Origin of the sequence: Streptomyces sp. NA02950, assembly GCF_013364155.1 — a bacterium.
Classification (GTDB): Bacteria; Actinomycetota; Actinomycetes; order Streptomycetales; family Streptomycetaceae; genus Streptomyces.
In genome coordinates this window covers 4,992,339-5,007,717 of sequence record NZ_CP054916.1, presented here as the reverse complement: position 1 = coordinate 5,007,717, position 15,379 = coordinate 4,992,339, and the positions used below count along the sequence as shown (strand labels likewise).

General features: G+C 70.9%; 10 protein-coding genes, 1 tRNA gene and 1 pseudogene. 5 read left to right on the top strand and 7 right to left on the bottom strand.

Going from position 1 to position 15,379, the window contains the following annotated elements:
• The first annotated feature begins 35 nt into the window (after window positions 1–35).
• Window positions 36–1,454, top strand: coding sequence for a DUF6177 family protein (locus tag HUT19_RS21960; protein ID WP_176182107.1), 1,419 nt, complete (start codon window positions 36–38; stop codon window positions 1,452–1,454).
• A gap of 15 nt (window positions 1,455–1,469) precedes the next feature.
• On the opposite strand, the gene HUT19_RS21955 is transcribed toward HUT19_RS21960, so the two are convergent.
• The 3 genes from HUT19_RS21955 to HUT19_RS21945 all read right to left on the bottom strand — a co-directional run bounded on the left by HUT19_RS21955 (window position 1,470) and on the right by HUT19_RS21945 (window position 2,422).
• The gene (locus HUT19_RS21955; protein WP_176182106.1) at window positions 1,470–1,712 is read right to left on the bottom strand and encodes a hypothetical protein; all 243 of its coding nucleotides are present in this window, start codon (window positions 1,710–1,712) and stop codon (window positions 1,470–1,472) included.
• Between the two features lie 66 nt (window positions 1,713–1,778).
• Complete coding sequence (locus HUT19_RS21950; RefSeq protein ID WP_176182105.1) at window positions 1,779–2,171, bottom strand: DNA-binding protein; 393 nt, start codon at window positions 2,169–2,171, stop codon at window positions 1,779–1,781.
• Entirely contained in the window at window positions 2,171–2,422 is a 252-nt protein-coding gene (locus HUT19_RS21945; protein WP_176182104.1) for a hypothetical protein, read from the bottom strand. Before HUT19_RS21945 ends, HUT19_RS21950 begins: the two co-directional genes overlap by 1 nt.
• Window positions 2,423–2,531: 109 nt before the next feature.
• Here HUT19_RS21945 and HUT19_RS21940 point away from each other — a divergent pair, with 109 nt between their 5' ends.
• Genes HUT19_RS21940 through HUT19_RS21925 form a run of 4 tightly spaced genes read left to right on the top strand, consistent with a single transcriptional unit; the run spans window position 2,532 to window position 10,823 of the window.
• Entirely contained in the window at window positions 2,532–4,220 is a 1,689-nt protein-coding gene (locus HUT19_RS21940; RefSeq protein WP_254885703.1) for a TIGR02677 family protein, read from the top strand.
• Window positions 4,217–5,407, top strand: a complete 1,191-nt coding sequence (locus HUT19_RS21935) for a TIGR02678 family protein (protein WP_176182102.1) — start codon at window positions 4,217–4,219, stop codon at window positions 5,405–5,407. Before HUT19_RS21940 ends, HUT19_RS21935 begins: the two co-directional genes overlap by 4 nt.
• Window positions 5,404–9,552, top strand: a complete 4,149-nt coding sequence (locus HUT19_RS21930; protein ID WP_176182101.1) for a TIGR02680 family protein — start codon at window positions 5,404–5,406, stop codon at window positions 9,550–9,552. The genes HUT19_RS21935 and HUT19_RS21930 overlap by 4 nt, the downstream gene beginning before the upstream one ends.
• Window positions 9,553–9,554: 2 nt before the next feature.
• Window positions 9,555–10,823 (top strand): TIGR02679 family protein, encoded by a 1,269-nt coding sequence (locus HUT19_RS21925; RefSeq protein ID WP_254885702.1) that lies wholly within the window; start codon window positions 9,555–9,557, stop codon window positions 10,821–10,823.
• Between the two features lie 783 nt (window positions 10,824–11,606).
• On the opposite strand, the gene HUT19_RS21920 is transcribed toward HUT19_RS21925, so the two are convergent.
• The 4 genes and pseudogenes from HUT19_RS21920 to HUT19_RS21905 all read right to left on the bottom strand — a co-directional run bounded on the left by HUT19_RS21920 (window position 11,607) and on the right by HUT19_RS21905 (window position 15,217).
• Complete coding sequence (locus HUT19_RS21920; RefSeq protein ID WP_254885701.1) at window positions 11,607–12,656, bottom strand: N-6 DNA methylase; 1,050 nt, start codon at window positions 12,654–12,656, stop codon at window positions 11,607–11,609.
• Window positions 12,610–13,251 (bottom strand): annotated as a pseudogene (locus HUT19_RS44330) (N-6 DNA methylase); the annotation flags it as partial. The gene HUT19_RS21920 and the pseudogene HUT19_RS44330, both read right to left, overlap by 47 nt.
• Window positions 13,252–13,503: 252 nt before the next feature.
• Window positions 13,504–13,577, bottom strand: a tRNA-Thr gene (locus tag HUT19_RS21910).
• A 107-nt stretch (window positions 13,578–13,684) separates the two neighbouring features.
• The gene (locus HUT19_RS21905) at window positions 13,685–15,217 is read right to left on the bottom strand and encodes an alpha/beta hydrolase (protein WP_176182099.1); all 1,533 of its coding nucleotides are present in this window, start codon (window positions 15,215–15,217) and stop codon (window positions 13,685–13,687) included.
• Between the last annotated feature and the right edge of the window lie 162 nt (window positions 15,218–15,379).

The following is a 15,379-nucleotide window of genomic DNA, read 5'->3' as shown; positions in this document are numbered from 1 at the left end:
ACCCCAAGGACAACGAAGGATCGGACGGGAACCCCATGACCAAGGACGTCATCACCCTCACGCAGAAGATGCCCGACCCGTTGAGCGTGCTGGCGGGCCTGCTCTCCGGAGGCCCCGACAAGCTGATGGGCACCACGGGTGAGGACGCCGTTGTCCAGCTCTGCGACCCGGAGGGGCGGCCGCTGGTCTCCGTGGAGGCGCCGGTGCTCGTACAGGTGGCGGGCGAGGCCGAGCGGCTGCTCGGGGCCACTCCGCCTCCGGTGCCGTTCTGGTGGACCGAGGCCCGTGCCGCCACCGGGGTCGAGGAGGCGGAACGGCTCGCGGGCACCTTCGCGGCCCGGCTGGCGTCCCTGACCGGTGGCTCCGCCTGGCCGCCGGAGGCCGCGCGCTCCCTGACCGTGGTGGCCTCGGAGGGGGTGGGCGTGGCGCCCACGCCCGCGGCCGCGCAGCCCGCCGTCGACGTCCTCACCGACAAGGTCGCCGTTGTCATCCAGGACCGCCCGGTGGTCGCCATGACGGCCTGGCTCGCGGACGCGCGCCGCGCCACCGCCCGCGCCGAACTCGGCCTCCAGATCGTCACCTCCACCGACGCCCGGCTCTCCCCAGCCGTCCGCAACAGCCTCGGCGGCTGGCCCTCGCGCTGGGTCGTCCAGGACGAGAAGGAGGGCTACTACGACGGCCTCTCCGGCGCCGTACTGCGCTGGCAGAACGGCCTGTTCGCCCCGGTCGAGTCCGCCGACGCCACCCCGGACGATCCCCGCACCCCGGTGGCCACCGCCTATCAGGAGTTCGCCGACACCGGTGAACGCCAACTGGCCCTCACCTTCCGCACCGTTCACCCCGCCGACGACCGCCTCGTCCTCGGCGGCGCCCTGGAGTCGGTCTGGCGCGAACTGACCGGCGACCCCCCGGCCGGCTGGGGCACCGCCGAACCCGCCAATCTCCCCTGGTCCCTGCGCCAGTTGACGGATGTTGCCCGCGACCGGGCGCCCGAACCCACCTGGCTCGTGGTCGTCGGCAGCCCCGACCGCCCCGCCCTGGCCACGGTCCGCATCAGCCGCACGACGGGGGGCGTGGAGGAGGACATCACCCTGGCCTTCGGCTACGGCCCGGACGAGGAACCCCCGTTGGGCGTGCTCCCCCGGGTCGCGGAGATCCTGGCCACCCGCCATCACCTCCAGTCCATGCTCCTCCAGCTCCGCAAGGCCCGCCGCGACCTGATGGTCCCGCCCCGCTTCGAAGGTCCCGGCGTCCCGCTGGCCTTCGTCCTCGGAGCGGAGGAGGTCCGCGAGCTCCCCGGCGACCGGGCCCGCCGCACCCCCCTCGCCGAACCGCCCCTCCAGCTCGGCCCCACGACCCGCCCCGCCCTCTACTACCCCCTCCCGGGCGACCCGGCGGATCTGTCGGGCTGGCACGACTTCGAACGCCTGATGCGCCACCTGAAAGGCGCCTGACAACGCTTTCCGTGATCACGCGGCGGTCCCCCGGCCGGTCTCGCGCTGGACGGCGTCGGCCACGGCGTCACGTACGTCGTCATGGGTGGGGGTACGGCCGGATCCCGAGAAGGTGCGAGAAAACAGGGGCTCCTCCCACACACGGTTGGCCATGGCGGCGAGATGGATGCCCTGCCGGATGATCTCGGCCTCGCTGATACCCCGGCGCTTGGCTGCCTCCTTACGCCTGGGACAAGTCAGGAGCGCTGCACAAGCCACGGCCCCTCCAGGCCGTAGGCCACAACCATGGCCTGAGCAGTACGCGATGCCGTCGGCGCCTTGTGCTCAGACCTTGGTGACCACGACGGCAGGCCCGCACAGCAAGGTGATGTCCTCGGGATCGGAAGTGAGGATGGTGACGGGGGCCGGCGCGGCCCGTGCGATGGCGGCGAGAACGGCGTCGATCGCGTACTTGTGACCGTGGAGGTGGTGGCCGCGCAGCAGCACGGCAGCCTGGTCCGCCACGCTCTTCGTGACGTCATGGACGTCGATACGGGACAGCACCCACCGGATGCGGGCCGGATGCACGCGCTCGTAATCAGCCTCCAGGGTGGTCATCGCGGTCGTGGCCACCCGTATGCCCTCCTCCAGGGCCGCCTGTACGAGGGTCACGACGACGCGGTCTTTGAGGTAGAGCTTGGACAGGCCCTCGCTGTCCAGAAGCAGTGTGCCAGGCATCAGGCCGCGGTTCCGCCCACACCGCGGTGGTCATGCCGCAGCAGGGCGCGGGCCGCTTCGACCTCGTCCCGGGAGAGCGGGTCGTTGTCGGTCTGGAAGTCGGCGACGATCTCGCGGAGCTTGTCCATGGCCACCCTGTGCTCCAGGGCTTCGGCCACATAAGCGGAGAAGCCGCCTGGTCCGACATGAGCACGTACGGTCTCCGCGAGGTCCTCGGGGAGACTGATCGAGTACTTCTTACTACCGGCCATAATCCCTATGCTACCACTGGTAGTAATCCCACGGGATCGCCCACCGTTCCGAGTGGCCGGTTTCCGATTCACGCCCGCGTTGTCAGACCTGTCTGAGAGCCTGGGGTGCGTGTCCGGGAAGTCCAGTCCGAAGTTCGGCGAGAAGTCCAGCGCTTCGCCGCCTCAGCCCTTCGCTTACCTGCAAGCGCCGAACGCGGCCCTGTACGACCGAGTCCTGGACGTTTTCGCAGAAGCCAGGGAGCGGTTCATCGTTCATCTGCGGCCCGAGGACGTCGCCGCGGAGCTGCGGTCCGAGGCGGGCGGGGCGCCGGTGCCGATCGAGGCGGTCGGCGGCGCGCTGGACCAGCTGGTCGACTGGGGCAATCTCCGTGCGGACCCCGACACCGGCCGGGTGACCTCGGTGGAGGACTTCCACCGGGCGCGCTTCCTGTACCAGCTCACCCGTCACGGCCAGGCCGCGCTGCAAGCGGTTGCGGTCTACGACGAGGCGCTGGGCCGGCGCGGCCAGCTGCAGTCGGTGGCCCTGGCGGACATCGCCGAGCAGCTGGCTGCCCTGCTCGCACTCGCCCGACAGAAGGACCCTGATCCGGCCAAGGCGCATCTCGCGCTGCTGGCGCTCGCCGACCGGTTCGGCAGCCTCGCCGACAACGCCCAGGCGTTCATGGCCTCACTGCGCCGCACCATCGACTTCCAGGACGGCGACGAGGAGGCGTTCATCGCGTACAAAGACCGGCTGGTGGAATATATCGACCGCTTCATCGCTGACCTGGCCAACCGCGGTGCGCAGATTGCAGACTTGCTCACTCAGCTGAACACAGCAGGTGTGGACCGCCTGCTGCTGTCCGCCGCACAGCGGGAGGCCGGCGACGCCGTGCCGGAGGTGGGAGCGGACGGACAGGAAGCGGAACGGGCCCGGCTGGCTGCGTCGCAGGCCGCGCTGACTGCGTGGGAGAACCGCTGGCGCGGCCTGACCGACTGGTTTCTCAGCCGGTCCAACCGACAACCGTCGCAGGCGAAGCTGCTGCGCGGTGCGGCGGTCAGCGCGATCACCAGCCTGGTCAACACGGTGGCCGCGCTCAACGAACGGCGTGGCGGTCGCTCCGATCGGTCGGCCGACTTCCGGGCGCTTGCCCGCTTCTTCGCGCAAGCCCCGGATGACGACGCAGCGCACCGGCTGTGGCGGGCGGCCTTCGCCCTCGCCCCGGCCCGCCATCTGACGGTGGACGCCGAAACCGAGGCAGCATGGCAGGACGCGGATCTGCCGGGCACCACGCCATGGGCACAGGCTCCGCCACTCGAGATCAGCCCCAGACTGCGCGAGACGGGTTCGTACGAGCGCCGCGGGCGGCCGACCCGGGTTGCCGACCGGTCCGCGGCACGGCAGGTACTGGCCGAGCAGGTCGAGCGCGAGGCCGCCCAGACCGCCGCGGCCCGTGCCCGGCTCGCTACGGGCGGCCCGGTCCTGCTGTCCGAGCTGGCCGGCGACGACGGGCTCGACCCGCATGCGTTCCGGCTGTTCCTCGCGGTGCTCGGAGACGCGCTGTCCGCTCGGGTGCCAGGTGAGCATGAGTCCTCGGCAATCACTGGCGACGGCACCATGGAGGTCCGCCTGAAGCTGGTGGACCCCGACGCCGTGGTCCGGATCCCGACGGCGGACGGTGTGCTCTCCGGTCCTGAGCATGTGATCGAGATCGTCGACCTCGTGCACGAGAGCAGCGCCGGAGGGAGCGGGCCGGCCTCAGTACGTTCGATGACGCCTCCGCTCACGACCGACGCCGTGGGAGAGACGCGCCGATGAGCACTGCTCTCGTCACCGACGCACAGGCGGAGCGCCGCCGGGCGGCCCGCGCGCTGCTGGCCTCACCACTGCTGACCAGCGGCAGTGAGGAGTTCCGGCTGGTCCGTAAGCACGGGGGTGAGCTGGCGTCCTGGTTCACCCACGAGACCGGCTGGCGACTGGTGGTCGATGCCGAGACCGCCCGGCTGTACAAGACCCCCGCGCGGTTGGACGACGCGACCAGACCGGCCCGCGCGCCGCGCACCAGGGTGCCGTTCACCCGACGCCGCTACGTTCTGCTGTGCCTGGCACTGGCGACGCTGGAGCGGGCCGACGGACAGACCACCCTGGGCCGGCTCGCCGAGGGGGTGCTGACCGGGACCGCCGACCCGGTCATCGCGGACGCGGGAATCGTTTTCCGCATGGAGCGCCGGGAAGAGCGCTCCGACCTGGTGGCGGTCGTCCGGCTGCTGTTGGAGTGGGGCGTGCTGCACCGGGTCTCCGGCGATGAGGAGGCGTATCTGTCAGAGGCGTCCAACGACGTGCTCTACGACGTGCGCCGGCGTGTCCTGGCTGCGCTGCCGGCCGCCACCCGCGGCCCGTCCACCATCGAAGCGGCGGATCCGGATCCGGACCAGCGACTCGGCGCGCTCACCTCAGAAGTCGCCCCGGACACCGAGGAGTTGCGGCTGCGAGCGCTGCGCCACCGGCTCACTCGCAGACTGTTGGACGACCCTGTGCTGTACTACGCCGAGCTGCCCGAGGACGAGCGCGCCTATCTGGTTTCCCAGCGCTACGCGATCACGCGCAGGATCACCGAACTCACGGGTCTGGTGCCGGAGGCGCGGGCGGAAGGCATCGCGATGGTGGACCCGGACGACGAACTCACCGACCTCCGCATGCCCGAACAAGGCACCGACGGGCATGTCACGCTGCTGATCGCCACCCACCTGGCCGAGGCCGACGGCCCGCGCAACGAAGAGCAACTTGTTGCGCTCGTAAAAGAGTTGGCCATACGGCACCGCTCCTACTGGCGTAAGTCCGCCGCCGAGCCCGCGGCCGCCGCCGAGCTGGCGGCCCAGGCCCTGGACCGGCTCGCCGCTCTCGGCCTTGTCAGCCGGAACGGCGAGACCGTAACGGCCAAGCCCGCCCTGGTCCGCTACGCCCTGGCCGCACCGACCATCCGAAAGGCCCGCTCCCGCGCATGACCACCGCGCCATCCGCCGCTTCCACGCCCCTGCCCGAGCCCGCCCGTAGTCGCTGGCAGCCGCTGCGCGCGGGGCTGACCGACATCTTCTACTACGACGCCGAGGAGTTCCGCTTCCACGACGGGCGGCTGCTGTTGCGCGGCAACAACGGCACGGGCAAGTCCAAAGTCCTCGCGCTCACGCTGCCGTTCCTCCTCGACGGCGAACTCGCCGCCCACCGCGTCGAGCCGGACGGCGACCGCGCCAAGCGGATGGAGTGGAACCTGCTGCTGGGCGGCAGACACCCGCACGACGAACGCACCGGTTACACCTGGCTGGAATTCGGGCGGATCGGCGAGGACGGCCGGGCTCAGTACCGAACCGTCGGCTGCGGGCTGAAGGCGGTCAAGGGGCGAGGCATCGCCAAGCACTGGTTCTTCACCACCAGCCTGCGGATAGGTCCCGACCTGCCGCTGATGTCCGCCTCCCGGGTTCCCTTCACCCGGGAACGGCTACGTGAGGCGCTGCAGGGCCACGGACTCGTCCACGACACCGCCGCCGAATACCGCAGGACCGTGGACGAACAGCTCTTCGGCCTCGGCCAGGAGCGCTACGAGGCGCTGGTCAATCTGCTCATCCAGCTGCGTCAGCCGCAACTGTCGAAGCGGCCCGACGAGAAGCTGCTGTCCAAAGCACTCACCGAGTCACTGCCACCGCTTGATCCGGTTTTGATCGGGGAGGTCGCCGAGGCGTTCCGCGGTCTGGACGACGAACGACACACGCTCGGCGCGCTCACCGAGGCATCCACGGCCGCCACCGCCTTCCTCACCCACTACCGCCGTTACGCCGAGATCGCCGCCAAGCGGCAGGCCGCCGTCCTGCGCGTCGCCCACAGCCGGTACGAACACCTTGGCCGTGGTCTCACCGAGGCCGAGACCGAACACGCAGGGGCAGAAGAGCGGTTGGTATCGGCAGAAGCCCGGCTGGAAGAGCTGGAGGACACCCGGGTGGCGCTGACCGCCACCCGGGACGCACTGCATCGCAGCCCCGAGATGGACGCCGCCCGCGAGCTGGAACAAGCCGGCAAGACAGCCGAGGCGCTGCGCGCGGTCGCCGATGACCGCGCCTCCGCCGCCCGGACCGCCCAGCGGCTCGCCGGCGACTGGCGGCGCCGGGCCGCCGACGCGCAAGCTCGCAGGGATGCCGACCAGTCGGCGTTCGCCGAAGCCAACAAAGCGGCTCAACAAGCCGGCGAGGCTGCCGGAATCGATCATGCCCCGGTGGCCGCGTCGTTGGACGGCGAGGAACCCCCGTTTCCGGAGTCCCGTAGGACGGGCGAGCGCGCCATTGAGCGGCGCCGCCAGGCCGTCACCGGTCTGACCCGGCTGCTCACCGACGCCGAACGAGCCGACGAGCGGGTGCGTACGGCACAGACCGAAGCCGCCCGTGCGGCCGCGGATGCGGAAGCCGCGCAGGAGCGTGTAGCCGAAGCCCGGCAGGCCGTCGGTGAAGAGGCAGCCGGTCTCCTCGCGGTGTGGCGCGCGTGGGCTGCGGGAGCGGTCGAACTGCGCCTGGCTGATCCCGACCGGTACATCGCAGTCTTGGAAGCGTGGACGGACACCCTGGACGGCCCGAATCCGGCCGCCGACGCCGCCGCCGAGGCCTACCGCACGGCGGTCAGCGCGCTCACCCGGCAGGAGACGGAGCTCGACGCCGAGCTCGACGCCGCACGGCATGAACTCACGGGGGTTGACGAGGAGACCGCCCGCCTGGAGTCCGGCGGCCATGAAACCCCGCGCCCGGCGTACACCCGGGATCCGCGTGCCCGCGTCGACCGTCCCGGCGCGCCGCTGTGGCGGGCCGTCGACTTCGACGACGCCGTTCCGGAGTCCGATCGCGCCGGGATCGAGGCAGCCCTGGAGGCCGCCGGACTGCTGGACGCCTGGATCGCGCCCGACGGCACCCTGCTCGACGACCGCACCCACGACGCGCTGCTGCTGCCGGGCTCCGCTGCCGCCCCGGGCACCAGCCTGACCGCCGTACTTCGCCCTGCCGTGGACCGGGCAGACCCGCAGGCCGATGTGCTGGACGACGCTGCTGTGCTTGCCGTCCTGGCCGGGATCGGCCTCGGCGGGGGCCCGGACCACCACACCTGGGTCGCCGCTGACGGGAGCTATCGGATCGGCGCCCTCACCGGGCGCTGGGCCAAGCCGGCCGCCCGCTTCATCGGTGACGGCGCCCGGGAAGCGGCCCGCCGCGCCCGCCTCACCGAACTAGCCGCCAGGCGCACTGAACTCGGATCAGTGATCGACCAGTTGGACCAGCGGCGCCGCGCCCTGCGGGAACGGGCCACGACCCTCACCGCAGAACACCGTGCCCAGCCCTCCGACCAGGCGCTGCACGAGGCGCATACCCGCGTCGACCACGAGGCCGAGGCCGCCCGCCGCCTGGCGGAGCGTCGGGCGGAGGCCGAGCAGGACGCAGCCACGCGCCGGGAAGAAGCCGAGACAGCGCGCCACGAGGCCGAGGAGTACGCCTCGGACACCGGACTGGCCGCCACCCGCGAGGCACTGGACCGGATCCGCGACGCGATCTCCGGCTACGCGGCCGCCCTCGCCGCGCTCCTTCCGGCCGCCACCGCCCGGGCGCGTTCCGCCGCCTTCGCCGCCGACGCTGCCGCGGAGGCGGAGACCGCAGCGGCTGCACAGGCCCAGGCCGACGAGGCCGCCACTGTCGCCCGCCGCAGTGCCGACGCCGCCGCCGAGCGCCACCGGGTGCTGGACGACACCGTCGGGGCGAGCGTGGCGGAGCTCCACCGCCGACTGGCCGAAACCGACACGGCGATCGCCGCACGGGAGGCCGAGGAGAAGGCGACCCAGCGTGCTCGTGATGCCGCCTTGACCGCCCGGGCCCGGGCCGAGGGCCGCCGCAGCGAGATCCGTACCCGGATCGAGGAGGCGACCGACGAACGCGACCACGCGGTGACCGCCCTGCGCTCCTTCGCGGCCACCGGCCTGCTCGCCGCCGCGCTGCCCACCATCACCGTCCCGCCGCTGGACGAACCATGGGCACCGACACCCGCCGTCGCGCTGGCCCGCACCGTCAACACCGAACTCGCCGAAACGGACGAATCCGACCGCCGCTGGGAACTGATCCAGCAACGCATCTCCACCGAACACAAGGTGCTCACCGATGCCCTCGGCCGCCACGGCCACTCCGTCGGCATGACCCTGCACGACGGCATCGTGATCGTTGACGTGGTCTTCCAGGGGCGCACCCACGACGTTCCGGCCCTCGCCGACTCCCTGCGCGAGGAGGTCGACCAGCGCGACCGGCTGCTGTCCGCCAAGGAACGCGAACTGCTGGAGAACCACCTGGTCGGCGAGGTCGCCGGAGCCTTGCAGGAACTGATCGCCGCAGCCGAGGAGCAGGTGGCTGCGATGAACCGGGACCTGGCCGCCCGTCCCACGTCGACCGGCATGACCTTGCGCCTGCAGTGGCAGCCCGCCAAGGAAGCCCCCGAGGGTCTGGAGGCCGTACGGGCCAGGCTGCTGCGGCAGTCCTCCGATGCCTGGTCGCCGGCCGACCGTGCCCAGGTGGGCACGTTCCTGCAGGCCCGCATCGCCCAGGACCGCGAGGACCACCCCGGGGACTCCTGGGCCGACCAGCTCACCCGCGCCCTGGACTACCGCACCTGGCACGCTTTCACCATCCAGCGCCGGCAGGACGGCCAGTGGAAGCCGGCAACCGGCCCCGCTTCCGGTGGCGAGCGGGTGCTCGCCGCCTCGGTCCCGCTCTTCGCCGCGGCCTCCTCGCACTACTCCTCCGGCGGCCCGCACGCCCCGCGGCTGATCGCCCTGGACGAGGCGTTCGCCGGTGTGGACGACGACTCCCGCGCCAAGTGCCTTGGCCTGCTTGCCTCGTTCGACCTCGACGTGGTGATGACCAGCGAACGCGAGTGGGCCTGTTACCCCACCGTGCCCGGCATCGGAATCGCCCAGCTGAGCCGGCGCGAGGGTATCGACGCCATCCTGGTCACCCCCTGGTGCTGGGACGGCGTCGCCCGCACCCGCCACCAGCGCCCCGCCCCTTACATCCCCATCCCCGCCCAGGCAGCCATGACTGCCGAGGCACCCGCGCAGCCGCCTCTCTTGGAGGACGAGTAATCGTGCCGGAGACCGACCGGCCACGGCTGCGCCGCCTGCTTGGCACCCCCGAAACCGCCTGGCTGCTGGAACGCGTCCGAAGCCGGATGGCCGCCGGGCGCACACTGGACACCGCCGTCACGCTGAAGGCCGCCACAGCCGAACAGCGCCGCGCGATCGAGCTGCTGCTCGGGCGGCGTCTGCGCTCGGGCGCTTCGCTCACCGTGCCGCTGACCGAGGTCGACCGTACGCTGCGCGAGTCGCTGACCTGCCCGGACGGCCTCGCGGCAGCGGTGGTGACGCTGACCGGACCCGTGCCCGACCGGCGCGCTCAGCACGCCGCCGAGGCCGCCGCCTGGCAGCAGGCACTGGCCGAGCTTGACGTCCCAGCCATCACCGAGCGAGCCGACCTGGCATCCTGGCGAGCCGAGCTGGAAGCGACCGGTCTCCTCAAACGCCTCTCCGGGGGCGACCCCGTGCTGGCCCGCACACTGGCCGCCGAGGCGGTACAGGTACTCTCCCAGCTCCCGGCAACCCATAGCATCGGCCTGCCAGTCCTCGCCGCCCGCACCCTCGGGGACGCTCACGCACTGGACGAAGGCCGTCCGGTCGCCACGCTGGTCTTCTCCGCCGTCCGTTCGCTTGCCGCCCTGCCCGCGGGTGCGGCGTCCGACACCGAAGCCCGCCGGGCCGCCTGGTCGGCCGTAGGGGTGGCCTTGGACGAACTCTCCTCGCGCGTACTCGTCCTCGGCCTGCCCGGCTCTCCCCGCAGCACCACCGGCCGCATCCTCGCCGCCGCACACGAAGGGGGCGAACCCTGCCTCCTGACGCTACGCCAGCTCACCAGGGAACCATCTGACCTCGGAGTGGCGGGACGCACGATCCGGGTCTGCGAGAACCCCGCCGTACTCGCCGCGGCCGCTGACGGGCTGGACCCCGGCTGCTGCCCACCGCTCGTCTGCGTCGAGGGCAACCTGTCCCTCGCCTCACGCGCCCTGCTCACCCAACTCACCGACCGCGGCTGCCCGATCGCCTACCACGGCGACTTCGACTGGGGCGGCGTCCGCATCGCTGCAGCCGTCCTGCGCCTGCCCGGCGCAGCACCGTGGCGCTACAATGCCCCCGCCTATCTCGCCGCCGTCGAACGCGGCCTCGGCACACCGCTCACCTCCGGCGCCCCGGCCCCGACCCCTTGGAACCCGGCACTAGGTGAGGCCATCGCCGAGCACGGCATACGAGTCGAGGAGGAGCATCTGCTGGACCAGTTGCTCGCGGACCTCAGCTCGGGGTGAACGTGGGGTACACGGTGAACGTGGGGTCACGCAGCCTGTAGGTGCCGCCCAGTGACCGCACAACGCTGCCACCGAAGAGGTGCCCGTGGCTCGGCCGAGCAGCAGTCGGCCGCGATGAGCGCCATTGCCCTACAGCTGTCCACGCTCCTTCAAAACAGTCAGCCAAATGGTCATGGAGGCGACAAACGCCCCGCCTCCTACCTTGGCAGCGTCGACGAGCCTGTCTCCTCCCCAACTCATCACGATGCCCGTCGCCAGGGCGATGGTGAGAGAGCAGAACAGAGCCACCAACAGCCACGGGGAGCGGGCGCTGGAGGGATCCGGTGTGGGTTCTGTGCTCAACTTCCCTGTCCCATCCTCGTTGTCTCGGGCCGCACCACGGACGCCGCCTGCCACATGACGCACTCAGCGAGTGCAGTCCGCGAACGCTCGGCAGCTTGGGCAAAGTCGCGGTGCGCGACGATCTGCTGGTCATAGGACCTGAACTGATCTCCGATGCGGCACTGCTCGTCCCACACCGGAAGAGGTACCGGGAGCTGGCGAAGCGACGCGACAGGATGGAACCGATTGCCGTGGTGGCCGTTGAGCAGGTCCGGATCCATTCCTCGATGGCCGGCAGAGAAAGAAGAGCCAGCAGGTAGTCCGGCAAGACCTCCCGCACCGGATCGGCCAACGGACGGATACGGAGCAGATTGCCGCCGAGGATCCAGCCCTCTTGTGAGGCATCCACCAGCGCCGAAGGGCCGGTTGTCCCCGTCCGCACACACAGGATGTCGCCCGCCATCACGCGGTACTTCTCAGTGTCCCCTCGGCGTGCTCGTGCCGCACCGACATTTGATCCGGCACCACGATTCGGCGGTCCCGCAGATGAGTCGGCTGCACCACGGGCACAATGCCGTCGTCCGAACGGGTGCGCTTGATGAGGGAGGGGGAGGGACCTGCCTGCACCTCGCAGATCGCGCCCAGTGGCCACTCCTCCCAGTCAGTGAGCTCACGGACACCGACCAGAGCATGCAGAGAGTCCAGCTCCCGCTGCACCTTTGTCATCTGCTGGTCTGCCAAAACCATGACATGCCGTGCGCGGCGGAACATCGCCGCACTGGCCTCGAGCTCCGTTTGCAGGTCGTCGGCATCGCGCCCCGCGGACACAGATTGCGCCACATAATCGGCCGGGTTGAGTGAATAGTCCCGGTCACGGACGTCGTCCAACTCGGCCGTTCCACTCAGGCCTGTGGTTCCAGCGTGCGCAACCGAGCGCTCCCGGTCGAACTGCCATGACGCCACGGCCCGCACGACTGCCGACGTGTCGTCCTCCGTGAGCAACCGCCGGGTGCGCGACTCCATCACCCCCAAGTGCCGAGCGTCGACGAACAAGATCTGCCGGCTCCGGCTCGGTGCATTCCTGAGGATCCACACGGATACAGGGATGGCCGTATCGCGGAACAGCTTTGCAGGAAGCGTGATGATGCACTCCAGCGCTCCGCGCTCCACCAGGTTTCGGCGGATGTCACGGTCCTGCCGACTGGCCGACGCAAGAGCGTTGTTGGGCATGAGCACGGCCAAGCGGCCACCGGGGTTGAGCTTGCGGAGTGCGTCCTGCACCCAGGCGAAGTAGTCGCTCCCAGGGGGTGGGGGACCGTAGGGCCACTGCTCCGGCATGCTGGTGTGCAGAACGGATCCGCGCGCGTTGAACGGAGGATTGAGAAGAATCCGATCTGCGGTCACTGACAGCCGGTCCGGCTCGTTCCACGGCGCTGCGCTGCTGGTGCCGAGGCGTGCCCCGTACGCCGTGCAGCATGAGATGCATACCGGCGAGTCGAAGGGTGTCCTCATGCGAACCAGTGCCGCACACGGTCAGCGAAGCAGCAGAACACCCGGCACCGCGCACTGTATCGACGGCTGATGTGAGCAGCTCGCCGCCGCGGAGATACGGGTCACAAAGGGTGAGCTGCTCGTCCTCTTCACGTACCAGCAGCTCTGCCATCATCCGCGTCACAGCACGGGGAGTGAAAAACTCGCTGCTCGTCAGACCAGCGTGTTCCTCGTACTGCTCGAGCAGTAGCCGGAATGCCTCGGGCCCCAGGTCATGGGAGAGGCGGATGCCGTGCTGGAGGTCCGCATACGAGCCGGGCCTGAGGCGATCGAGGGAGCGCCCGAGACCTGGCAGGATTCCCAGGCTCCGCAGAGCGTCATCGGCAGCGTCACCGACGCGCCGGAGCAGCCGTCGGGCCTCTTCCGGGCTTTGACGGGGCGGTGTGGCGCGAAGCAGGCTCGTCCATACGGCCGGTGCGCATGCCCGCAGGAACGCGCCCCCTACTGGAACCTCCACGCGCTCATGCTCCTTGTCGGACTCCAACAAGCCCTGAGCAGCCGGAGAGCGCCCTCGTTGGCCTTTCAGCAGCACTTCCGACCACGGCTTCTGCACCATCGCTGCACCGATGCGCTCCCCTCGCGCTCCCCTGGCCTGAGCAGCGCCTGGTGCTTCACCTTGAAGCGTTCGCAGAAACCACAGCTCAGAGCCCGCTTCCCCCACCGGTGGAGGCGAATCCACCACGCAGTGTGAAACCCCAGACCTACGCATCCGAATACGTAGGCCATCAGGAGCGCTGGCACCGGCCTTCCATGGCCCATGGAACGATAAAACCCCAGGTCAGAAGCCTGACCTGGGGTTTCACCTCAGAGCCGCCTAAGGGAATCGAACCCTTGACCTACGCATTACGAGTGCGTCGCTCTGGCCGACTGAGCTAAGGCGGCAGGCCGCGGTGCCAGATTGGCATCAGCAGCGCCGCCAAGTCTACACAGTTTCGAGGGGTGCTCCGTACGGGGCCGGTCGGGGGCGGTGCGGGGGGTGTTCGGGCTGGTCAGCGGCAGCGCTGCTGGGCGGCGGGAGGGCGGCCGGAGACGAGGTAGGTGTTGATCGCGTCGTCGATGCAGCGGCTGCCTCGGCCGTAGGCGGTGTGCCCGTCGCCCTCGTAGGTGAGCAGGGTGGCGGAGGAGAGCTGGCGGGCGAGGGAGCGGGCCCAGGCGTAGGGGGTGGCCGGGTCGCGGGTGGTGCCGACGACCACGATGGGAGCCGCGCCCTTGGCGGTGAGGGCACGGGGCCGGCCGGTGGCGGGCACGGGCCAGTAGGCGCAGTTCAGGGCCGACCAGGCCAGGGCCCCGCCGAAGACGGGAGATGCCTTCCGGAAGGCGGGGAGGGACTTCTCCACCTCGGCCGGGGTGCGGAAGGCGGCGGGGAGATCGAGGCAGTTGACGGCGGGGTTGGCGTACATGAGGTTGGCGTAGGAGCCGTCGGCGTCGCGCTCGTAGTAGAGGTCGGCGAGGTTCAGCAGACCGCCGCCCTCGCCGCGCAGGGCCGCGCGGAGGGCGGTGCGCAGCTGGGGCCAGGCGCTCTCGTCGTACATCGCGGCCATCACGCCGGTGGTGGCCAGGGACTCGCCCAGCCGACGGGACCCGCCGGTGGCGACGGGGCGGGAGTCCAGGCGGGTGAAGAAGGAGCCGAGGCGGTCGCGGGCGTTTGCGACGGAGCGGGTGCCGAGGGGGCAGTTGTCGCGGCGGACACAGTCCTTGGCGAAGGCGGTGAAGGCGGTCTCGAAACCGGTGGTCTGGTCGAGGTTCATCCGGCGGGAGGACAGCGCCGGGTCGAGGGCGCCGTCGAGGACGAGACGGCCGACGCGGGAGGGGTAGAGATCGGCGTAGGTGGCGCCGAGGAAGGTGCCGTAGGAGGCGCCGACGTAGGTGAGCCGGTTGTCGCCGAGCGCGGCGCGCAGCAGGTCCATGTCGCGGGCCGCCTCGACGGTCGAGACATGGGCGAGGACCTTGCCGGAGCGGTCGGCGCAGCCGCGGGCGAACTTCTTGAAGGCGGCCACGAGCCGGTCCCGCTCGGCGGGGGCGTCGGGCGTCTGGTCGGTCTGGGTGTAGGCGTCCATCTGCTGGTCGGTCAGACAGCGGACGGGTTCACTGGCGGCGACACCGCGCGGGTCCATGGCCACCATGTCGTACCGGGCGCGCACCCGCGCCGGATAGCCGACCGCGGCGTAGCTCTGGAGGTAGCCGATCGCTGAGCCGCCGGGGCCGCCCGGGTTGACCAGCAGTGAGCCCAGCCGCTGACCGGATCCGGTGGCCTTCTTCCGGGAGACCGCCAGCTTCAGCTCGCGGCCGCCGGGCCGGGCGTAGTCGAGCGGGGCCCTGAGGGTGGCGCACTGGAAGCCCGCGCCGCCGCATCCGCGCCATTGCAGGGTCTGTTCGTAGTACGGCTTGAGGGCGGCCGGGACGCTGGGCGGCGGCTGCGCGGCGGCGCTCGTCGAGGAACCGGAGGAGCAGCCGGAGAACAGCAGGGCGGCGGCCGCGAACGCGGCGCCGAGCGTGCGGAGCGTACGGCGGCTGATGTCCATCGGCGGATCCCTCGGTTCGCGGTCGCGGAGCGCGGGGATCGCCCACGGCCGACGCGACGCGGGGTGCATGACGGCCGATTCCGGGATCCCTAACGGAGCGTATCCATTCGACTACGCTCCATGCGCGTCCCGCTGAACCCGTACGAGTGACGCGGCGCGCGC